19 protein-coding genes and 1 other annotated feature are annotated in these 21,204 nt (G+C 42.9%); of the genes, 15 read left to right on the forward strand and 4 right to left on the reverse strand.

From position 1 onward, the window contains the following. Nucleotides 1–54 precede the first annotated feature (54 nt). From pssA to recQ, 3 genes are all read left to right on the forward strand, one after another. Nucleotides 55–588, forward strand: a complete 534-nt coding sequence (gene pssA, locus QWT69_RS05890; protein WP_317969908.1) for a CDP-diacylglycerol--serine O-phosphatidyltransferase — start codon at nucleotides 55–57, stop codon at nucleotides 586–588. Between the two features lie 129 nt (nucleotides 589–717). Then, a complete protein-coding gene (locus tag QWT69_RS05895; RefSeq protein WP_317969910.1) occupies nucleotides 718–1,131 on the forward strand; it encodes a hemerythrin domain-containing protein in 414 nt (137 codons plus the stop codon). Nucleotides 1,132–1,197: 66 nt separating this feature from the next. Next, nucleotides 1,198–2,970, forward strand: a complete 1,773-nt coding sequence (recQ, locus tag QWT69_RS05900) for a DNA helicase RecQ (RefSeq protein ID WP_317970947.1) — start codon at nucleotides 1,198–1,200, stop codon at nucleotides 2,968–2,970. Nucleotides 2,971–3,053: 83 nt separating this feature from the next. Here recQ and QWT69_RS05905 read toward each other — a convergent pair whose 3' ends face one another. After that, nucleotides 3,054–4,211, reverse strand: coding sequence for an MFS transporter (locus QWT69_RS05905; protein WP_317969912.1), 1,158 nt, complete (start codon nucleotides 4,209–4,211; stop codon nucleotides 3,054–3,056). A gap of 147 nt (nucleotides 4,212–4,358) precedes the next feature. On the opposite strand from QWT69_RS05905, the gene QWT69_RS05910 reads away from it, so the two are divergent. The 4 genes from QWT69_RS05910 to QWT69_RS05925 all read left to right on the forward strand — a co-directional run bounded on the left by QWT69_RS05910 (nucleotide 4,359) and on the right by QWT69_RS05925 (nucleotide 8,246). Beyond that, the gene (locus tag QWT69_RS05910; RefSeq protein WP_317969914.1) at nucleotides 4,359–5,354 is read left to right on the forward strand and encodes a diaminopimelate dehydrogenase; all 996 of its coding nucleotides are present in this window, start codon (nucleotides 4,359–4,361) and stop codon (nucleotides 5,352–5,354) included. 75 nt (nucleotides 5,355–5,429) lie between these two features. Further along, nucleotides 5,430–6,518: a M42 family metallopeptidase gene (locus QWT69_RS05915; RefSeq protein WP_317969916.1), complete on the forward strand. Its 1,089-nt coding sequence runs from the start codon at nucleotides 5,430–5,432 to the stop codon at nucleotides 6,516–6,518. 202 nt (nucleotides 6,519–6,720) lie between these two features. Further along, nucleotides 6,721–7,710: an ornithine carbamoyltransferase gene (argF, locus tag QWT69_RS05920; RefSeq protein WP_431312320.1), complete on the forward strand. Its 990-nt coding sequence runs from the start codon at nucleotides 6,721–6,723 to the stop codon at nucleotides 7,708–7,710. Between the two features lie 89 nt (nucleotides 7,711–7,799). Further along, complete coding sequence (locus QWT69_RS05925) at nucleotides 7,800–8,246, forward strand: small multi-drug export protein (RefSeq protein WP_317969918.1); 447 nt, start codon at nucleotides 7,800–7,802, stop codon at nucleotides 8,244–8,246. Between the two features lie 748 nt (nucleotides 8,247–8,994). On the opposite strand, the gene sspI is transcribed toward QWT69_RS05925, so the two are convergent. Further along, nucleotides 8,995–9,204, reverse strand: coding sequence for a small acid-soluble spore protein SspI (gene sspI / locus QWT69_RS05930; protein ID WP_317969920.1), 210 nt, complete (start codon nucleotides 9,202–9,204; stop codon nucleotides 8,995–8,997). A gap of 93 nt (nucleotides 9,205–9,297) precedes the next feature. Between sspI and QWT69_RS05935 the strand changes: the two genes are divergently transcribed. From QWT69_RS05935 to pheT, 3 genes are all read left to right on the forward strand, one after another. Next, nucleotides 9,298–10,062, forward strand: a complete 765-nt coding sequence (locus QWT69_RS05935) for a TrmH family RNA methyltransferase (RefSeq protein ID WP_317969922.1) — start codon at nucleotides 9,298–9,300, stop codon at nucleotides 10,060–10,062. 56 nt (nucleotides 10,063–10,118) lie between these two features. Continuing rightward, nucleotides 10,119–10,349: a binding site (T-box leader), on the forward strand. Between the two features lie 40 nt (nucleotides 10,350–10,389). Continuing rightward, a complete protein-coding gene (gene pheS, locus QWT69_RS05940; protein WP_317969924.1) occupies nucleotides 10,390–11,427 on the forward strand; it encodes a phenylalanine--tRNA ligase subunit alpha in 1,038 nt (345 codons plus the stop codon). Between the two features lie 12 nt (nucleotides 11,428–11,439). Beyond that, nucleotides 11,440–13,848: a phenylalanine--tRNA ligase subunit beta gene (gene pheT, locus QWT69_RS05945; protein WP_317969926.1), complete on the forward strand. Its 2,409-nt coding sequence runs from the start codon at nucleotides 11,440–11,442 to the stop codon at nucleotides 13,846–13,848. Between the two features lie 44 nt (nucleotides 13,849–13,892). On the opposite strand, the gene QWT69_RS05950 is transcribed toward pheT, so the two are convergent. Together QWT69_RS05950 and rnhC are read right to left on the reverse strand one after the other, a co-directional pair. Beyond that, a complete protein-coding gene (locus tag QWT69_RS05950) occupies nucleotides 13,893–14,435 on the reverse strand; it encodes a hypothetical protein (protein WP_317969928.1) in 543 nt (180 codons plus the stop codon). A gap of 43 nt (nucleotides 14,436–14,478) precedes the next feature. Further along, the gene (gene rnhC / locus QWT69_RS05955) at nucleotides 14,479–15,420 is read right to left on the reverse strand and encodes a ribonuclease HIII (protein ID WP_317970951.1); all 942 of its coding nucleotides are present in this window, start codon (nucleotides 15,418–15,420) and stop codon (nucleotides 14,479–14,481) included. A 172-nt stretch (nucleotides 15,421–15,592) separates the two neighbouring features. Here rnhC and zapA point away from each other — a divergent pair, with 172 nt between their 5' ends. The 5 genes from zapA to QWT69_RS05980 all read left to right on the forward strand — a co-directional run bounded on the left by zapA (nucleotide 15,593) and on the right by QWT69_RS05980 (nucleotide 21,059). Then, complete coding sequence (zapA, locus tag QWT69_RS05960; protein ID WP_191692601.1) at nucleotides 15,593–15,853, forward strand: cell division protein ZapA; 261 nt, start codon at nucleotides 15,593–15,595, stop codon at nucleotides 15,851–15,853. A 9-nt stretch (nucleotides 15,854–15,862) separates the two neighbouring features. Then, the gene (locus tag QWT69_RS05965) at nucleotides 15,863–16,402 is read left to right on the forward strand and encodes a CvpA family protein (RefSeq protein WP_317970952.1); all 540 of its coding nucleotides are present in this window, start codon (nucleotides 15,863–15,865) and stop codon (nucleotides 16,400–16,402) included. Nucleotides 16,403–16,492: 90 nt separating this feature from the next. After that, nucleotides 16,493–18,199: a DNA polymerase/3'-5' exonuclease PolX gene (polX, locus tag QWT69_RS05970; protein ID WP_317969935.1), complete on the forward strand. Its 1,707-nt coding sequence runs from the start codon at nucleotides 16,493–16,495 to the stop codon at nucleotides 18,197–18,199. Nucleotides 18,200–18,215: 16 nt separating this feature from the next. Next, the gene (locus QWT69_RS05975) at nucleotides 18,216–20,570 is read left to right on the forward strand and encodes an endonuclease MutS2 (protein ID WP_317969937.1); all 2,355 of its coding nucleotides are present in this window, start codon (nucleotides 18,216–18,218) and stop codon (nucleotides 20,568–20,570) included. 75 nt (nucleotides 20,571–20,645) lie between these two features. Then, a complete protein-coding gene (locus tag QWT69_RS05980) occupies nucleotides 20,646–21,059 on the forward strand; it encodes a DUF350 domain-containing protein (RefSeq protein ID WP_317969939.1) in 414 nt (137 codons plus the stop codon). The last annotated feature ends 145 nt before the right edge of the window (nucleotides 21,060–21,204 follow it).

Below are 21,204 nucleotides of genomic sequence, written 5' to 3' on the forward strand. Positions count from 1 at the left end.
TTTTACTGTCTCCTATGCTTTGAATAAAATTCCCTATAAAACGGAGGAATCATTATGTTTTTATCGAGATACTTGGATTATACTAAATTCAAGGCACAATTAGCTAATGCAATTACTTTAACGAATTTGAGTTTCGGTATTATCGCTATCATTCTTATTTCGCAAAATCTTGCCCATATGAGCCTGGTCTTCATATTTTTAGCCGCATTATTCGACCGTTTTGATGGTATGGTAGCAAGGCATTTCCATGCTGAATCACAGTTCGGTAAAGAATTGGACTCTCTAAGTGATCTTATATCATTCGGTGTCGCTCCTGCACTGTTAATCTACACGATTGATTTGGCAGAGATGTTGTGGGTGGGAATTGCAGCCACTATCTTCTTCATCGCGGCAGGTGCTGTACGACTTGCGCGGTATAATGTGAAGGAATTTGACGGCGTTTTTTACGGTTTGCCGATTACAGCGGCAGGCGTTGTGCTCACGTTGATGTACTTCCTAAGCCCGTATGTCGGCCCACCGTTTTTCGTCATCGCAATGGTCATTCTTGGTCTAGCGATGGTGAGTAATATCCGTATATCAAAAGTTTAAGTGTGTATCATAAGTGACGATGGCTCCCGTGAAAGATATCGGGAGCTTTTTTCATGGTATTCACTTGGTCACAGGGACAAATCTCTGTTATTCTATATGAAAGAGTTAAAATGAAAGGTTGGGTTATTCATGTCAGGTCCAGCATTAAAACAACTTCACGCACATCGTTCAATTCATGAAGGTGGTCTGTCAGGGGCAGTCACTAAAACTGAACTGATGATTGAATTCTTGCAAGAAGGAGATATGAAATCCGCTGATCGCGCTGCGGATGAATTGATCGAGTATTGGAAGTCACGTGTCATTAGTCACGCTGATGCAGAAGAAGAAGGACTCTATTTAGATATCAAAAAAGAGAATCCGGAACTTGAAACAGCAATCATTCAATTGACAAGAGATCATGACCTAATCAGAATCATAGTGAAAGATATTGAAGAACTTCGGGAAACCGAAAAAATAAGCCCGACTGTCCTACAGAAGTTTTATGCACTTTTAGTTGTCAATGAAGTACATAGCCGGGATGAAGAACGGTTGTTATTGGAATAACGTCTTCAGAAGCACCCTGCAAGGTGCTTTTTTGATCGATATAAACGAAAGACGAATGAGGTGAGCATAATCGAAAAAATTGTATCTGTTTTATCAAATCACTTTGGGTTTTCTTCCTTTCGGACAGGTCAGGAACAGGCAATCCGCAATGTCCTTGATGGAAAAGACACATTATGCGTAATGCCGACAGGCGGCGGTAAATCTATCTGTTTTCAAGTTCCTGCGCTTGTTATGGAAGGTACTGTCCTCGTCGTATCACCGCTAATTTCACTGATGAAAGACCAAGTGGATGCATTGCATCAACTCGGGATATCCGCCGCCTACATCAACAGTTCATTATCAAGCGAAGAATATTTTGGAGTTGTAGAAAATGCATTGGCAGGTAAATATGACTTATTATATGTAGCGCCTGAGCGGTTCGAGTCGGCTCCGTTCATCCAGCAAATCAGCAAAATGAATATACCGATGATTGCTATTGATGAAGCGCATTGTATTTCTCAATGGGGTCATGATTTCAGACCAAGCTACAGAATGATGAACAAAGTGATCGCTTCGTTTGAAAGAAAGCCAGTCGTCTTAGCTTTGACGGCTACAGCGACTCCTGCTGTGCGGGAGGATATACGTGCACAACTACAAATCGATGAGAATGCCACGGTTATGACAGGGTTTGAAAGAAGTAATCTTACGTTTTCTGTCGTCAAAGGGCAAGATCGCGAGAAATTCGTGAAAGATTATGTGAATAAGAATGATGGTGAAGCAGGGATCATCTATGCAGCGACCCGGAAGGCAGTCGATCAGGTGCATGCAATGTTGGAACGCACAGGTGTGAAAGTCGCGAAGTATCACGCGGGTTTATCAGACAGTGTGCGTCAAGCGGAGCAAGATCGATTCTTAATGGACGAGGCGACAGTCATGGTTGCAACAAATGCATTCGGGATGGGAATAGACAAAAGTAATATCCGATATGTCATCCATTATCAGATGCCGAAAAATATGGAAAGTTATTATCAAGAAGCTGGCCGTGCGGGAAGGGACGGCTTGGACAGTGACTGTACACTGTTGTTTTCGTCACAAGACGTTATTACGCAACGTTTCCTCATCGATCAGTCATTGGATACGTCGCGTATACCTGCTGAACTTGAAAAACTTCAATCTATGATTGATTACTGTCATACAGAATCCTGCTTGCAGAAATTCATCATTACTTATTTCGGGGAAACAAATGTAAAAATTTGCGGGAGATGTGCGAATTGTACGGATACAAGGGAACGGTTAGAAGTGACCGTTGACGTACAGAAAGTGCTTTCCTGCGTCATTCGGATGGGACAGCGATTTGGAAAAACGATGATTGCACAAGTATTGACAGGTTCACGGAATAAGAAAGTAATTGAATTCGGTTTTGACAAATTGTCAACGTATGGAATTCTAAAGGGGCAAAATACAAAAGCCGTGACAGACTTAATTGAATTCATCATCTCCGAAAACTACCTTGGGGTCGAAAATGGCCAGTTCCCGATCATCTATGTGACGGAACAAGGAAAAGAAGTATTGACTGGTAACATTCAAGTTTACCGCAAACAGACGGTTGAAACAAAACAGATTGCAAAAGATGATCCGCTGTTTGACCAATTGCGCACATTGCGCATGCAATTGGCAAAGGAAGCAGGCGTACCACCGTTTGTCGTGTTTTCGGACAAGTCGTTACGTGATATGGCATCTAGAATGCCTGCAACAGAGGAAGAGTTCCTAGAAGTAAACGGTGTCGGAGCGGCCAAGTTGGAGCGCTACGGTGAAGCATTTCTAGAAGAGATTAAATCATTCAATGCCCAGCCAATTTGATAGTAATGAAAAAAGACAGGGAGTTATCATTTTTGATAACCTACCTGTCTTTTTATGTCCGATTTGAATAACAAAGAAATGGATTAAAGAGCTTCTGTTACATCAAGACTTTTCTTTAAACCAAGAACAGTAAATGCTGCGACGATGAGCAGGATGATACCTGTCAACATGAATCCGCCTTTAAATGAAAGATCCAAATACCCGATGACGCTTGAGCCGGCAACAACACCAATTGAGAAGAAACCATAGAAATAGCCGTATGCTTTGCCCCGGAAATCAGGTGTGGATGAGTCAATTAGTAGTGAATTGATGGACGGGAAAAGAAAAGCAAAACCAATTCCGTAAAGTGACATCGCTAAAAATAGGAAGGGCAATTCAGACACTTGGCTCAAGAAAATCATACATAACCCCATCATCGTAATGCCGAATGCCAATGTAATCATTGGTGCAACCTTATCAAAGATTTTGTTAATAGGGAGCAGGAAGATTAGAATCGCGACGACGCCGAATGAACTTAACAACATGCCGGTGATTTTCGTGTCGTACCCAAGCGCTTCGACTTTTAAAGGAAGGATTAGTGCCAAAACGCCTTGTGAGAACATAAGGAAAAAGGCGCCGGAAAATGCACGGATCATTCCAGGGTGCGTGAATAGAAAACGTACACGGAACTTTTTAGCTCCATCGTCTTTCACTTTTTTTACATATTGGAATTTCCGTAAAAGGAAAAAGGCACTTACAGCTATGATGAAAAAGATGACACCATTAACGGTCATTATGAAAGTTGGGCCGGTTTTCGAAGCGACGATTCCGCTATAAGCAGGACCGATAATTGCTGCCATACCGACAAACGCACCTGAAACAGCTACACTGCTTCCTCTTTTTGACTTTTCGGCACGGTTTGCTAGAAAAGTGAATGCGGCTGGAACGATTAGGCCCTCCATGAATCCATGAATGAATCGGATACCCAATAAGGAAGCAGGTCCCATTGCGAATGAATAAAGAAGAAGTGCGACGGAAGATGCTAACAATCCGATGATTAACATTAGGAAAGGGCCTCTTCGGTCAGTCATGAATCCTGAAATTATATTGCCGATCGTGTTGGCGAATGAATAGATGCCGACTACAAGGCCAGTTAGAAACGAAGTGGCTCCTAAAGATAGAGCGAAAGGGCTCATAATTGGAAGTTGGGAAAATAAATCGAAAAAAGAAAAGAAAACAATCAAATAAACTAAGGCGCGCATATGTAATCCTCATTTCAATTAATGATAAACCTTATTCTACTGTAACATTTAATTGAGAATAGGCAAAAGGACAGATTGTGAACAAATTATTTTAATAGCAATATTCGTATTTGGACGATAAACTGAGAGAATACTTTTACAAAAGGGATGGTGGCGTTTGTGGACAAAAAAATCAGAATTGGCATAGCGGGATACGGTAATTTGGGCAGAGGCGTGGAATACGCAGTATCACGTTGTGAAGATATGGAGCTTTCAGCTGTTTTCACAAGGAGAAGTCCTGAAGAACTGCAAGTTGCGAGTGGGACACAGGTCTATTCATTTACAGAAATTGAATCGCATGTCGACAACATCGATGTAATGATTCTATGCGGCGGTTCCAAAAATGATCTCCCTAAACAAGGACCAGAGCTCGCAAAATTTTTCAACACAATCGACAGTTTCGACACACATGCTAAAATCCCTGATTATTTTGAAGCGGTTGATGCATCAGCAAAGCCGAATGGTAAAACAGCAATCATTTCAGTCGGATGGGACCCGGGAATGTTTTCTATTAACAGATTATATGGTGAGGCCATTCTTCCAGAAGGTGAAACATATACGTTTTGGGGGAAGGGGCTAAGCCAAGGCCACTCAGATGCGTTACGAAGGATTGAAGGTGTCCGAAATGCCGTTCAATATACGATTCCTGTAGACGAAGCTGTGGATCGTGTGCGCAGTGGGTTGCAACCTCAATTAACGACACGCGAGAAACATACCCGTGAATGCTTCGTTGTACTTGAAGAAGGCAGCAACAAAGATGAAGTGGAACAGACAATTGTAACAATGCCGGATTACTTCGCAGATTATGATACAACAGTACACTTCATTGATGAAAAGCAGTTGAAAGAAGATCATAGTGCGATGCCACATGGCGGCTTCGTTATTAGAAGTGGAAAAACAGGTGACAATAACAATCAAGTGATGGAGTTTTCATTGGGGCTGGAAAGTAATCCTGAATTCACATCCAGCGTACTTGTTGCATACGCCCGTGCCGCATACCGCATGAATCGCGCAGGTGATACGGGTGCTAAAACGGTTTTCGATGTTGCACCAGGCTTGCTTTCCATTCAAAGTGCAAAGGAATTGCGCAAACACCTTCTATAATTGTGAAAACACTTTCAATGGCGAGGGAAATCAATTATACTGAGTCTGTATTCTTTATTTAGGGGGTCGAAATAGTTGGTGAAATTAGATGAAACGTTACAAATGTTGAAAGACTTAACGGACGCGAAAGGGATACCGGGCAACGAACGGGAACCACGCGAAGTTATGAAGAAATATATTGAGCCATTTTCCGATCAAATCGAGATGGATGGTCTTGGGTCGTTGATCGCAAGCAAAACCGGTGATTCAGAAGGTCCGCGTGTCATGGTAACAGGACATCTTGATGAAGTTGGTTTTATGGTAACGAAAATAGACGATAAAGGGTTCATTTCCTTCCAACCTGTAGGCGGATGGTGGTCTCAAGTCATGCTTGCCCAACGCGTCGATATCGTCACGCGTAAAGGTAATACCGTAACAGGGGTAATTGGTTCGAAACCTCCACATATATTGACTGCGGAAGCCCGTAAAAAACCAGTCGATATTAAAGACATGTTCATTGATGTTGGTGCAACTTCTAAAGAAGAAGCGATGGAATGGGGAGTACTACCTGGGGATATGATCGTTCCTCATTTCGAATTCACAGTTATGAACAACGAGAAATTCCTTCTAGCAAAAGCGTGGGACAATCGTATCGGTTGTGCAATCGCGATTGATGTAATGAAAGCATTGAAGGACGAAAAACACCCGAATATCGTTTTCGGTGTTGGGGCAGTACAGGAAGAAATCGGTTTACGCGGAGCTAAAACGGCTTCTGCGAAAGTGCAACCGGATATTGGGATTGCGGTCGATGTCGGTATTGCTGGTGATACGCCTGGCGTCACGTCCAAAGAAGCGGCTAGCAAAATGGGCGATGGACCACAAATTCTATTATATGATGCCTCTATGGTTTCTCATAAAGGATTGCGCGACCTTGTTGTCGATACTGCTGAAGAGCATGGTATTCCTTACCAGTTCGAAGCGATTCCTGGTGGAGGAACAGATGCAGGCTCCATGCACGTTAGTGGAAACGGTGTACCTTCCTTAGCAATTTGTGTCGCTACACGTTATATCCATAGCCATGCAGCAATGTTGCACAGAGATGATTATGAAAATGCAGTGAAATTAATCGTAGAAGTCATAAAGAAATTGGACCGCGATACGGTGCATAAAATCACATTCGAATAAAAAGCTGTAGTGTGGAGATCGTGCCTGAATAGGTGCGGTCTTTTTTTATGCATTGAAACGTATAAAAAATGTATAAAGCGTCTAGAGTGTTATCCATTAAGTGCTCGCTGTATATAGTGTATGCATATTTAAATATTTATAAAAATTCAATTGACTTTATAAATATGCATTAATATAATAGTTTATACAAACACTAATAGAGATGGAGATGATTGTTTTGGTGAATTTGAAACTATCTACACTTTCGACATTCGAGGAAATGGATTCCCAATTAAAAGGCCGGGATTTACTAACGCTACTGGACTATACAAGTGAGGAAATTACGTATTTATTGGAAAAAGCGTTAGTTATGAAGAAAGAGGCTGCTGCGGGGAATTTGCCGCCCATCTTGCCCGGAAAGACACTTGGAATGATTTTTGAAAAACATTCTACTCGTACACGGATTTCATTTGAAGTCGGGATGATCCAGTTAGGTGGGCATGCGATGTTCATGAATGCAAAAGATTTGCAAATTGGGCGTGGAGAATCTGTCTACGATACAGCACTTGTGCTCTCCGAGTATTTGGACGGTGTGATGATTCGCGCGAACTCTCATGAAATGGTGAAGGAACTGGCGAAGCATTCAACCATCCCAGTCATTAACGGTTTGACAGATATCTTCCATCCGTGTCAGGCGCTCGCAGATTTATTGACGATAATTGAGGTGAAAGGGGCGCTTGCTGGTAAGAAGATAGCCTATGTTGGAGATGGGAACAATGTTGCCCATTCACTTGTGATTGGTGCGGCCAATATGGGAATGGAAGTGGCGGTTGCAACACCTGAAGGATTCGAGTTCAATCAAAACCTGTTCGTAAAAGCACAGAAAATTGCTGCGTTGAATGGCGGATCGGTTATTCAGACATATGAGCCGCGTGAAGCAGTTGAAGATGCAGACGTTGTCTATACGGATGTCTGGACGAGTATGGGGCAGGAAGAGGAATCGGCAGCCCGACTTGAAGCGTTCAAAGGATTCCAAATCAATGATCAGCTTGTAGCTCATGCGAAAGAGGATTATATGTTTTTGCATTGTCTGCCTGCGCATCGTGAGGAAGAAGTAGCGACTTCGGTCATCGATGGACCAAACTCGTATGTTTTCCAGCAAGCTGGTAATCGACTACATGCACAAAAAGCTGTGTTGGCGACTTTACTATAGAAACTTAGGTCCTTCTTATTGCGCAGTAGAACAAGCAGTGGAATTGCTGTAGTATATGTAACAAGAACGATACTACGGAGGATTTTTGGATGGTAGAATATTTTTTGGTTTTTCTAGGGGCAGCAATACCGTGGTTTGAGATTGCATTAGTTATCCCGCTTGGCATTATTCGGGGACTTTCACCTATTTGGGTAATGATACTTGCGTTTGTCGGGAATATGTCGACTGTATTGATTGTCATATACGGATTTCAACGTGTGCAACAATGGATGGATAAGCGAATGGAAAAGAGCGGGAAGACTGCCACTAAAAGGACCGAGCGAGGGAAGCGCATTTGGAATAAATATGGGATGCCTGGGCTGGCGTTATGCGGACCGATTTTGATTGGAACACACATAGCAGCCTTCATCGGCCTTTTGTTCGGCGCTACGAAAACAAATACGACTATATGGATGACAATTAGTATCGCTTTCTGGACGCTCGTTTTCGGCCTGGTGACTGCTGCAGGGTTTGATTTCTTTGTTAGAAACTTTTAATGTAGATATAAATTTGGTGTGCGCGCAACTTCTAGTTGTGCGTTTTTTTTATTTGGTGCGCCTGCAAAAAATTCGTTACGACGAGGTTACGTTTCGATACGGAGCATCTACGTTTCGATACGACGCAGTTACGTTTCGTTACGCCTGCTACATTTCGATACGGGACATCTGCGTTTCGATACGCCGTCTTTACGTTTCGTTACGCCTGCTACATTTCGATACGGAGCGTCTACATTTCGATACGAGGGATCTACGTTTCGTTACGACGCAGTTACGTTTCGTTGCGCCTGCTACATTTCGATACGGAGCATCTACGTTTCGATACGAGGGATCTACGTTTCGATACAACGCAGTTACGTTTCGTTACGCCTGCTACATTTCGATACGGGACATCTACGTTTCGATACGCCGTCTTTATGTTTCGTTACGCCTGCTACGATTCGATACGGAGCGTCTACATTTCGATACGAGGGATCTACGTTTCGTTACGACGCAGTTACGTTTCGTTGCGCCTGCTACATTTCGATACGGCACATCTACGTTTCGTTACGAGGTATCTACGTTTCGATACGCCGTCTCTACGTTGTGTTGCGTCTGCTACATTTCGATACGGAGCATCTACCTTTCGATACGAGACATCTACGTTTCGTTGCGCCGCAGTTACGTTGTGTTGCAAACTATCCTAGTTATACGAATAAAAACAGCCCGATGGATTGTCCCCCCATCGAGCTGTCTTCGTACCAAGTCTTCATCCAGTAAATGCTTGTGCAAGTTCACCGGTGATCTTTGACTTCTCCTGCTCATCCGCATTAATCCATAACTTTTCAAAAAACACGCCTAGACCGGGCAAAAGGTGTTCCTCGCCACGTTTTAGAGCATCTTCTACAACGTTCCGTATATCATCCGCGGAGTTATTTGTCATGTTCGCGGTGATTGCGTCACGGATTTGAAAATTCATACTATCAATCCTCCTGTAATCATTTTGCACAGAATCATCGCCAACTATACGGACATTTGTTACACTGAGAAGAAAAAGGATGTCTTATATAAAATGAAAAGAATCGAATCGACGCAAAATGGACTTATCAAACACTGGAAGAAGCTTGTCACATCTAAGAAAGATCGGGACAAATCAGAAGAATTCATTGTGGAAGGATTCCACTTAGTGGAAGAAGCATTGAAATCTACTGGCACTGTCATTCATTTAATCGTAAGGGAAGATATTGAAATCCCTGAAGAGTGGGTAACTGAAAATCTTCAACTGATCGAAGTGACGCGTGCTGTTGCGAAAGAATTGATTGAAACAGAACAATCGCAAGGGATTTTTGCTCATTGCAGGCAACCAAAGTATTCAGAAGAAGCACCACAGTCATGGAAAAAGTATTTATTCATTGATGCCGTCCAGGATCCGGGCAATATAGGCACGATGATCAGGACAGCCGATGCAGCTGGAATCGACGCGGTTATATTAGGTAAAGGCTCTGCAGATCCATTCAATCCGAAAACGGTGCGGTCCGCGCAAGGGTCGCATTTCCATATACCTGTCGTCAAAGGCGAGTTGAGCGAGTGGATTGAGCAAGTGAAAAAAGAAAGTATCAAAATAATTGGCACTGGCTTACATAATGCCTCTGATCATTACACAGTCGAACCGTTAGAATCATTTGCACTTATTGTTGGCAATGAAGGAAGTGGTGTAGCCGATGAATATCTGAAAGAAGCAAATGAAATCGTTAAAATCCCCCTGTACGGAAAAGCTGAGTCATTAAATGTCGCCATTGCAACGGGGATTCTGCTCTACGCTTACGGTAAACAATAACAACACGATGTTGAAGATTCATAAAGACTGAAGTATAATAAAAAAGAATATACAATTTAAAAGCTGTGACCGGGAAAAGTAAACAGACGTTCACTTACAGGAAATCCGCGCCTTGACTGCGAGCGCTGATAGGAAGAAACTGTTGAAGTTCACCCCGAGAGCTGCCGCTCGGACCAGTGAAAACTGTAAAGGCGTGCCGGTAGAGGGCCGTTAATCCAAATGAAGTGATTATGCGTTTTGTTGCATAATAATCAGGGTGGTACCGCGAACTCGTCCTCGTCCCTTTTTTAGGGGGCGGGGTTTTTTTATTTTGAAAGGAGAATGACAATGGAACAACAGTTGCAACTATTGAAAGAAGAAGCGTTGACGAAAATCGAGAATGCGATATCTGTCAAGGAATTGAATGACGTCCGTGTATCGTACTTAGGTAAGAAAGGTCCAATCACCGATTTGTTAAAAGGGATGGGCAAACTACCTGCAGAAGAACGCCCGAAAATGGGGGCGCTCGTCAATGTCGTACGGGAATCCGTAACGGAATCGTTGGAAGCGAGAATGATTTTGCTTGAAGAACAAGCAATCAATGAACAGTTGGCCAAAGAGGCGATTGATGTGACGCTTCCGGGTCGTCCGGTTCAAACTGGAAATCATCATCCGCTTACACGTGTTGTTGATGAGATTGAAGATTTCTTCATCAGCATGGGATATGAAATCGCTGAAGGACCTGAAGTGGAGAAAGACTATTATAACTTCGAGGCACTTAATTTGCCGAAAGGTCACCCAGCCCGAGATATGCAGGACTCATTCTATATATCTGAAGATGTGTTATTGCGCACACATACATCACCTGTCCAAGCACGTACGATGGAAGCAAAAGGTGGGGAAGCGATTAAAATCATCTGTCCGGGCAAGGTTTATCGCCGAGATAGTGATGATGCAACCCATTCCCACCAATTCACGCAAATCGAAGGTCTCGTTGTAGGCGAAAATATCACGATGAGTGACTTAAAAGGGACACTTGACCTCTTTGCTAAAAAGATGTTTGGTGAAGAACGTGAAATTAGATTGCGTCCAAGCTTTTTCCCATTCACTGAGCCGTCAGTAGAGATGGATATTTCCTGCTTCAAATGTGGCGGAGATGGATGTAATGTATGTAAGAAAACCGGCTGGATTGAAATTTTAGGTGCTGGAATGGTACACCCGAACGTTTTACGAATGGCTGGATATGATCCATCCGCTGTTACCGGTTTCGCTTTCGGCATGGGGCCGGAACGAATCGCAATGCTTAGATACGGTGTAGAAGACATCCGCCATTTCTACACGAATGACATCCGGTTCATATCACAATTCCATCGGTCGGAAGCGTAAGGAGGAGAAAACATGTTAGTTTCAACGAAATGGTTAAATGAGTACGTCAACATAAATGGTATTAAACCCGAAAATCTTGCGGAAAGAATTACACGTTCAGGCATCGAGGTCGATTCCATCATCGACCGTTCTCACGGTATGACAAATGTAGTCGTCGGTTATGTAAAAGAATGTGTTAAGCACCCTGAAGCGGATAAATTGAATATTTGTCAAGTGGATGTCGGTGATGAAGTGACACAGATTATTTGTGGAGCACCGAATATTGCTGAAGGACAAAAAGTAATTGTAGCTCGCACAGGTGCTGTTTTACCTGGGAATTTCAAAATCAAAAAAGCGAAACTGCGCGGTGAAGAATCGAACGGCATGATCTGTTCGCTTCAAGAACTGGGCATCGAAGGCAAGCATGTCGCAAAAGCATACGCGGAAGGGATCTATGTACTTCCGAATGATGCACTTGTAGGTTCTGATGCGCTTCCTTTGCTTGGACTTGACGATACGGTTCTTGAATTCGATTTGACGCCTAATCGCTCGGACGCTTTGAGCATGCTTGGTGTTGCATATGAAGTAGCAGCGATTTTATCACAAGGGATTGCACTGCCTTCAATTACCTATAAAGAGTCCAATGAAAAAGCGTCTGACGTATTGAAATTGCGTGTAGAAGCTGTGAAAGACAATCCGATGTATGTGGCGAAAGTTGTGAAAAACGTCAAGGTCGCTGAATCACCATTATGGTTACAAAACTATTTAATGGCTGCAGGCGTCCGACCGCGCAATAACGTTGTCGATATTACGAATTATGTATTGCTGGAATATGGACAACCATTGCATGCATTCGATTATGATCGTCTGAAAACAGGCGAAATCGTTGTCCGACATGCGGATGAAGGCGAAAAGATTACAACATTGGATGACACTGAACGTACATTGAATGCGCAGAACCTCGTCATTACAAATGGCGAAGAAGCGGTGGCTCTAGCAGGTGTAATGGGTGGAGCTAATTCCGAAGTGCATGAAGGAACTACGACCGTTGTCATTGAATCTGCTTATTTCGCAGCCTCTTCCGTCCGTCAAACATCGAAAGAAGTTGGACTCCGCAGTGATGCGAGTACGCGCTTTGAAAAAGGTGTAGATCCGAATCGTGTACAGGAAGCGGCAGAACGGGCTGCACAGTTGATGTCAGATATCGCTGGAGGGGAAGTGCTTGCGGGTTCCGTCATTTTCGATGAACTCGACAAGACACCAGTACAAATCACCGTTTCACCGGATTATATCAACAATCGACTTGGTATGAAGATTTCCATGGATGAAATGCTATCAATTCTTGAGCGTCTACGAATTCCTACACAGGCAATCAATGGCAATCTTGTTATTGAAGCACCGACGCGTAGACAGGATTTGCGTATCAAAGAAGATATCATTGAAGAAATCGCTAGAATGCACGGGTATGATGAAATTCCAAAAACAGTACCTGTAACAGAATCCAAACCAGGCGGTCTTACGCCTTACCAAGCGAAGCGCCGGATTGTCCGCCAATTCCTTGAGGGGGCAGGACTTCTTCAGGCAATCACGTATTCCTTAACATCCAAAGAGCAGTCACAAGCATTTGCGCTTGAGACGGCACCTGTCACTGAATTGCTTATGCCAATGAGTGAGGATCGCGCGATTTTGCGTCAGAGCCTTATCCCTCATATGCTAGAAGCGGCGACGTATAATGTGGCTCGTCGTATCGACTCAGTCGCCATCTACGAAACGGGTTCTGTCTTCCTTGGAGTAGAAGAAGACGGTCTGCCTCGTGAAGTGGAACATGTCGCTGCGGTATTGACAGGCAAGTGGGTGGACAACGCATGGCAAGGCGAGATGAAGAAAGTAGATTTCTTCGTCCTTAAAGGCATTATCGAAGGAATGATGGGCCGTCTCGGTATGTTGGAAAGCCTTTCATTCGAACAAACAACCCTTGATGGTATGCATCCAGGCCGGACTGCATCAATTTTCTTGAATGGTGAAAATGTCGGTATGGTCGGTCAGGTTCATCCGACTGAACAAAAGAAGCGGGACTTAAAAGAAACGTACGTCATGGAAATCAATCTTGAAAAAGTACTTTCGATGGAAACGGACGAGCTTTTATATGTACCAGTCCCTCGATATCCGTCTATGTCCAGAGATATCGCATTAGTTGTCTCAACTGAAACTTCTGCTGGTACGCTTGAAATGATCATCCAGCAAGCAGGCGGTAAATTGCTGAAAGACGTAAGACTCTTCGATTTGTACGAAGGGGACAATGTGGAAGATGGTAAAAAATCACTTGCCTTCTCATTGACGTATTTCGATGCAGAACGTACGCTTACGGATGAAGAAGTTGTAAAAGCGCATGAGAAAGTGTTGAATGTATTAACAGAAGCGAATGCTCTATTAAGAGGCTAAATGAAAGACCGTTTATGGACATGTCCATAAACGGTCTTTTACGATTATTTGACTTGAAATCCAACATTAACATTCAAATCATACTTTGTCTCATTTTGATTAAATTGGGCTAAGCCTTTAACAACGTAATTTCCTATTGGAAAGCCTTTATCTCTAATCGTTTTTACAAACTCAATTGTTTGCTGATCATCTTGATCGCTATACCCACCGGCAAAAAAGTATTTCTCCTTAAATGGTATATCTTTTACAAGCGTTGTATGAATTTCGGGATCATTCATAGCATAATCAATTACTATTCCTCTTGTCTGCTCTTCAATTGGAAAGTAAAAAGGAGAAGCAGAATGCGTTATTTCAATTGATTCTTGCGCACCGACATATATGAGCTCAGCGTATACCGTAATCTCTTCGAATTCCTCATATACTTCTTTTTCCGTATACAATTTGTATATGAAGTCATCGGATTGAACAGAAGCTTCTTGCGGGTATTTGTCGTTTGTCGTTATTTTCTCCGTGGAATCAGACTTTATACTGATCCCGCATCCGGTCAATAACAAAGTCCATACAACTAACAGTAATATTCTATTCAATGCGTTCACCTCATAAGAATAGACGTCTATCTTGTATGCAAAGTTACTTCTTTTTCATCGCTGCAATTTTTTTGGCTTTCTCTGCATTGGCGAAATGCCATTTGGTCATCGATTTCAGTATATCTTCTCCGCTTTTCAATAAAATCTTGGCGGCAACTTGATCCACTTTCGGTCCAGCACCCTTTGGAAGTGTTATACCAGCACGCTCACTAAGGTTATCCATCTCTTCAAGAAATGCGACCCTTGCAATAATAGACGCGGCTGCGACCGCGACATGAAGGCCTTCCGCTTTAGTTGAAAAGAGCACATTTTCCCGGATAATTTCAGCTTCATCCTTAATATGATTATAGTAAATGCGTCGTTCTGCAAACTGGTCAATTAAAATGAAATCCGGTTTTTCAGTATCCATTTTACGTAAAACATGCTTCAAAGCTTGATTGTGGAGCAGGGCTTTAATTTTGCCTTGTGACCATCCACTAGCTTGAACGTCGTTGTATTTTTCATTGGATAACGTAAGGACGCTATGAATAAGTGTTTTCTGCAAATCGGGAGCGATTGTGCGCATCCAGTCATCCGTCAACTGTTTAGAATCTTTAACGCCTAATTCCCGAACAAGTTCAATTTTTTCGGCAGGAACATAACAAGCAGCGACTGTCACTGGACCGAAGAAATCGCCTGTGCCAGTTTCATCAGATCCGAGGATGGATAGCTGAGCAAGTCCTGCGGGCAAAACTTCACCGGCCGGTTTCGTAGACATCTTCGTTTTTGTAACACTGTTGCCCGTTCCATTCCAAATCGCAGCTTCACGCTCCGCTCCGCCGCCTTGAAACAGGACTTTCCCCGACTTATAGGCGGTGATTGCCGTGTCAGCTAGTTTCGCTGCAAACACGACGCCTGGTGCATTTCGAACAACTTTGAGCTGAGCATAATGATTTGTGAGTTTGGCAAGAGTTAATGCATCCATTTGTATGACGCTTTGGCCCATTCGACTCATCCTTTCCTGCATACTATCCTTATATTGTACAATAATCAATGAGTGTGGTGTGGCAACGAACATATTTTCCATCTAATTTCCTGAAACCGTCGCCATCTCTTTTCAACTAAAACTGTTTCATGGTATGATTGGGTACATAGTTTTTAATTGGGAGGTTTCATCATTGGCAGACGAGCAGAAGACGCGCCTTGCGGTTGACATTTATGGACAGACATATACAATTGTTGGCAGTGAAACGAGCAGTCATGTTCGCCTTGTCGCTTCGATGGTTGATGAAAGAATGAGGGAAATCAGTTCGCGCAACCCTTATTTAGATAGTTCAAAAATAGCTGTACTCACCGCAGTGAACAGCGTGCATGATTATTTGAAGTTACGTGAACGTATTGAGCAATTGGAAGAAGAATTGAATAAGCTGAAGGGTTGAATGACGCATATGCTTGATTTACTTATTGTATTCCTGCTACTTGGGGGATTGATTACCGGATTTAGACGCGGTTTGATCGTGCAACTGATCCATATGACAGGCTTTATCATCGCACTTATCATCTCCTACATATATTACAAACCGTTGGCCGAAAAGTTTGTATTATGGATTCCCTATCCGGGCGTAACGGCGGGATCCAAATTGGCATGGACGGTTGAACAACTTGATTTAGACCAGACATTTTATCGATTACTCGCATTTGTACTCATTTTTCTTGTAGTCAAGTTTGCATTGCAACTAATCGCTTCTATGTTCGATTTTCTTAAATATTTACCAGTGTTAGGCTTTGTCGCCCGTTTCGCTGGAGCGGCTCTCGGCTTCGTAGAGTTTTATATTCTTATTTTCCTTATACTCTATCTGTTGGCGATGCTTCCGATAGACTTTATCCAGAACATGATTGCTAACTCGATGTTGACAGAAGCGATGTTTGATCATACTCCGGTGTTCTCGGAAATGGTCAAAAATTGGTGGTATATTTACACGAAATAACGAAATTCAAACATTTTTCAGCTTCCCCCATTGCTCGGAGGGAAGCTTTTTCACAGAATACGATTCTTCAGAATGGAGTAGTGATGCATTGTGAATAAAAAAACGATCATTCGCACGTTCGAAAAAATCGCTTTGTATATGGAATTGCTCGGAGAGAATCCTTTTAAAATCGGTGCATTTCGCAAGGCAGCGGGAGTACTAGAAACAGATGCACGCAGTTTGTCTGAAATGGATGACATTCTTGAATTGAAAGGAATCGGTAAAGGTACGGGTGCCGTCATCATCGATTTGATGGAGAAAGGCGAATCAGATTTGCTAAAAGAGTTGGAAGAAGAAGTACCAAAGGGCTTGATTCCTTTATTGAAAGTTCCGGGACTCGGAGGGAAAAGAATCGCGAAATTGAGAAAAGCGCTTGGCATCGATTCGGTGGAATCTTTGCGTGCGGCATGTGAATCGAACGAGGTAAGCAAGCTTCCGGGTTTCGGAAAAAAGACCGAAGAAAATCTATTGCATGAAATTGAATTGCTCGGCACGCGAAAAGGTAAACTACCTGTATGGCAAATTCAGACAATCGTCGCCTCAATTGAGGAAGAATTGAGAGAGATTCCTGAGATTACACGGTTTTCTGTAGCCGGAAGTTTCCGTCGAGCTGAAGAGATGAGCAGTGATGTGGATTTCATTATCGTCACCGAAGAACCAGCAACGGTCCGTGAGAAATTGTTAGAAGTGCTTCCGGTAGAGGAAACGGTTGCGGGTGGAGATGCCAAATTATCGGTATTGCTCGATATGACAGATCTTGTTGATGCAGACTTTCGTTTTGTGACGGATGCTCAATTTGCTTCAGCTTTGCATCATTTTACCGGTTCGAAAGATCATAATGTGAAAATGCGACAGCTTGCTAAGTCTAAAGGGATGAAAATCAGTGAATATGGCGTTGAATTGGAAGATGGCAGCGTCAAAACATTTGATACGGAAGAAGCGTTTTTCGCGTTCTTCGATTTACCATTCATTCCACCATCTTTGCGTAAAGACGGACGCGAAATTGAGAGAGCACAAGAAATTGCGGGACTCGTCAAACCAGAAGATATTCGTGGCGATTTCCATATGCATACGACGTGGTCTGACGGTGGTTATTCCATCCGCGAAATGGTGGAAGCTTGTCGTGCAAAAGGGTATTCTCATATGGTTATTACAGATCATACGCATTATTTAAAAGTTGCAAATGGACTCACGCCTGAAAGACTTAGAGAGCAAATTGCCGAAATCCGACAGTTAAATGAAGAGTTTGATGATATCGAAGTCTTCTGCGGAACAGAAATGGACATCCTTCCAGATGGAAGTCTGGATTTTGATGACGATTTACTGCAGGAGCTGGATTTTGTCATCGCATCCATTCATTCGAATTTCAATCAATCTCAAGAACAGATTATGGAGCGTTTACATGCTGCCTTGAAAAACCCTTATGTTACAATGATTGCACATCCGACAGGGCGAATTGTCGGCCAGCGGGAAGGTTACAACCCTGATGTGCCGCAATTAATTGAATGGGCGAAGAAATACGACAAAATTCTAGAGTTAAATGGCAGTCCGCATCGATTTGATTTAGCAACAGATTATTTAGTTATGGCGCAGGAAGCCGGCGTGAAAATCGCTATTAACACAGATGCACATGCCATTGATCAACTAGATCTGATGGATATAGGTGTGCGGTATGGACAAAAGGCGTGGCTGAAAAAAGAGACGGTCGTCAATACATGGCCACTTGAACAATTTATCCGTGAGATTATACGGAAATGAAAGGAAGTGTAAGACATTGGAAAACCGTGTCTTAAAAACACTTGAGTTTGATAAAATACGTGAAATCGTCGCTACCTATTGCACGTCTTCAGCAGGTAGAGCGCATATGGTTAATCTTGTACCAGTAACTGATTACAATGAAGTTGTTCGATTACTAGAAGAAACTGACGAAGGACTATCGATATTGCGTGTTCGAGGCAATGTACCGATGGGTGGAATTAGTGATATACGGCCGCATGCAAAGCGCGCACAGATCGGAGGCGTACTCAGTGCATACGAATTGATGGAAATCGCCAATACGATTCGGGCTAGCAGAATCCTGCGCCAATTTATTGAAGCCATCGACGCCGATGAAGATATTGACATCCCGCATTTTTTGGCAAAAAAAGAAGGATTGCCTATACTTACCGGATTGGAACACGAAATCAGTGCTTCCATCGATGATAACGGATTTGTAATGGACAGTGCATCAGGCACTTTACGTTCCATCAGACAAAGCCTTCGAATGCAGGAAGGGCGCGTACGTGAAAAACTTGAAGGGTATACCCGTGGTAGAAATGCAACTAAGATGCTGTCCGACGCGATTGTCACCATTCGTAATGATCGTTTTGTCATTCCTGTCAAAGCAGAATACCGCTCACATTTTGGAGGGGTCATCCACGATATGTCTTCTTCTGGACAGACATTATTCATCGAACCTGATGCAGTCGTCCAAGCCAATAATGAAATACGCAACTTAAAGATGAAAGAGAAAGAGGAAATCGATAAAATTTTACTTGATCTGTCCTTGAAAGTGCAGGAAATCGCTCATGAGTTGTTCGTTCTAGTTGATATTTTATCTGAAATCGATATTATCCTTGCGAAAGCTAAATATGGAACTGCTCATAAATGCACAAAACCCGAAGTGAACAATGAAGGATATATTCGTCTAGCGAAAGCGAGACACCCGCTTTTGTCAATTGATGAAGCTGTTGCAAATACGATTGAATTTGGTAAGGACATTACGACAATTGTAATAACAGGTCCGAATACAGGTGGAAAGACCGTCACATTGAAGACGGTCGGTCTTTGTACATTGATGGCGCAAGCGGGCTTGCCGATTCCAGCGCTTGACGGATCTGAAATTGCGGTGTTTGAATCGGTTTATGCTGATATCGGTGATGAACAGTCGATTGAACAGAGTCTTAGTACATTTTCATCGCATATGGTGAATATCGTCGATATCCTGAAGAAATTTGATTCACAGTCATTACTAATCTTTGATGAACTAGGTTCGGGAACCGATCCGCAAGAAGGGGCGGCACTGGCGATTTCCATATTGGATGAAGTGCATGGTACCGGCGCGAGAGTAATGGCGACAACACATTATCCTGAATTGAAAGCTTATGGCTATAACCGTCCTGGGGTAGCGAATGCAAGTGTTGAATTTGATATTGATACATTAAGTCCAACATATCGCCTGCTTATTGGCGTGCCTGGCCGAAGTAATGCTTTTGAAATATCGAAGCGTCTTGGTCTGCATACGCATGTCATTGACCGCGCCAAGAAGTTTACCGGAACGGATCGCGGAGAAGTAGACTCCATGATTGCTTCGTTGGAATCAAGTCGTGTTCAGTCTGAGAAGGATGCAGAGCAAACACATGCCGTATTGCTTGAAACGGAAAACTTGAAGCGCGAATTGGAAGCGAAGTTGTCCGACTTTGAAGAGATGAAAGAAAAACTTGTGGAAAAAGCTAAAGAAAAAGCGAAGAAAATCGTAGATTCAGCAAGAGTTGAATCGGAAGAAGTCATTTCGGATTTACGTGCTTTACGGATGCATGCAGGAGCGAATGTAAAAGAACATGAGTTGATTGAAGCACGTAAGAAGTTGGAAGAAGCCTCTCCAAAAGATAAAAAGAAGAAAATAGTTGCAAAAGCCGCCACACGTCCACTTGAAGTCGGAGACGAAGTGAAAGTCGTCACCTATGGACAAAAAGGAACACTGATTGAAAAGGTTTCAAATAAGGAATGGGTCGTCCAGATTGGTATCTTAAAGATGCGACTAGATGAATCGGTACTAGAGTTCACGAAGCCTGAGAAAATGAAGGAAACGGTCGTTTCGGCATCTGTACGCGGAAGAGATTCACATGTGAAGCTTGAGCTCGACTTGCGCGGAGAACGTTATGAGGATGCTTTACACCGAACGGAGAAATATTTGGATGACGCCTTATTGTCCAATTATCATCAAGTTTCCATCATTCACGGCAAAGGTACGGGCGCTTTACGGCAAGGTGTTCAAACCTATTTGAAGAAGCATCCTCGCGTCAAAACCTATCGTTATGGGGAAGCGGGCGAAGGTGGACACGGCGTAACTGTCGTCGAATTAAAATAATCAAGTAATTGATGAAACGTATTTGGCCTGAACACGTAAAAATCGGCCATAGCAATCCAAAAAGGAGACGAACTGATGACTAAAACAGGATTTTGGAGCCATCCCCTAGTAGAAACTGCAGGCTATTTCAGCGTTGTCGTCCTCTGCCTCATCGTTTCGATGGTGCTGTTTGAAATTGTCACGAAATATAAGAATTGGGAAGAGATAAAGAAAGGGAATGTGGCAGTGGCGATGGCTACAGGTGGGAAAATATTCGGTGTCGCGAACATTTTCCGTTATTCCATTGAACAGCATAATACGTTGCCCCAGATGATTGGTTGGGGATTATATGGATTTTTATTGCTTGTCATCGCTTACTGGCTGTTCGAATTCCTTACGCCCCAGTTTCATATTGACAAGGAAATCGAAGCGGACAACCGTTCCGTGGGATTTATTTCATTGGCGATTTCAGTTGGTCTGTCATTTGTCATTGGCGCGAGTATAGCTTAGGAGAATTGATATGGAGAAATTATCGAAAGTACTTATTGTTATATGTATATTATTCATAGTAGTAGGAGCCTATTGGTTATTTACGAACACGCCTTGACTGAAATCTGCCAGTCAAGGCATTTTTTATAGGATTTTTTTCTTTTCT

It is taken from the genome of Sporosarcina oncorhynchi, from assembly GCF_033304615.1.
GTDB classification, from domain to species: domain Bacteria; phylum Bacillota; class Bacilli; order Bacillales_A; family Planococcaceae; genus Sporosarcina; species Sporosarcina oncorhynchi.

What these genes read in the sequence shown, in the direction of transcription:
- pssA (WP_317969908.1), top strand. Translation starts at nt 55, where the DNA reads ATGTTTTTATCGAGATACTTGGATTATACTAAATTCAAGGCACAATTA.
- QWT69_RS05895 (WP_317969910.1), top strand. Translation starts at nt 718, where the DNA reads ATGTCAGGTCCAGCATTAAAACAACTTCACGCACATCGTTCAATTCAT.
- QWT69_RS05905 (WP_317969912.1), bottom strand. Translation starts at nt 4,211, where the DNA reads ATGCGCGCCTTAGTTTATTTGATTGTTTTCTTTTCTTTTTTCGATTTA.
- QWT69_RS05910 (WP_317969914.1), top strand. Translation starts at nt 4,359, where the DNA reads ATGGTGGCGTTTGTGGACAAAAAAATCAGAATTGGCATAGCGGGATAC.
- argF (WP_431312320.1), top strand. Translation starts at nt 6,721, where the DNA reads ATGGAGATGATTGTTTTGGTGAATTTGAAACTATCTACACTTTCGACA.
- QWT69_RS05925 (WP_317969918.1), top strand. Translation starts at nt 7,800, where the DNA reads ATGGTAGAATATTTTTTGGTTTTTCTAGGGGCAGCAATACCGTGGTTT.
- sspI (WP_317969920.1), bottom strand. Translation starts at nt 9,204, where the DNA reads ATGAATTTTCAAATCCGTGACGCAATCACCGCGAACATGACAAATAAC.
- QWT69_RS05935 (WP_317969922.1), top strand. Translation starts at nt 9,298, where the DNA reads ATGAAAAGAATCGAATCGACGCAAAATGGACTTATCAAACACTGGAAG.
- pheS (WP_317969924.1), top strand. Translation starts at nt 10,390, where the DNA reads ATGGAACAACAGTTGCAACTATTGAAAGAAGAAGCGTTGACGAAAATC.
- pheT (WP_317969926.1), top strand. Translation starts at nt 11,440, where the DNA reads ATGTTAGTTTCAACGAAATGGTTAAATGAGTACGTCAACATAAATGGT.
- rnhC (WP_317970951.1), bottom strand. Translation starts at nt 15,420, where the DNA reads ATGGGCCAAAGCGTCATACAAATGGATGCATTAACTCTTGCCAAACTC.
- QWT69_RS05965 (WP_317970952.1), top strand. Translation starts at nt 15,863, where the DNA reads ATGCTTGATTTACTTATTGTATTCCTGCTACTTGGGGGATTGATTACC.
- QWT69_RS05980 (WP_317969939.1), top strand. Translation starts at nt 20,646, where the DNA reads ATGACTAAAACAGGATTTTGGAGCCATCCCCTAGTAGAAACTGCAGGC.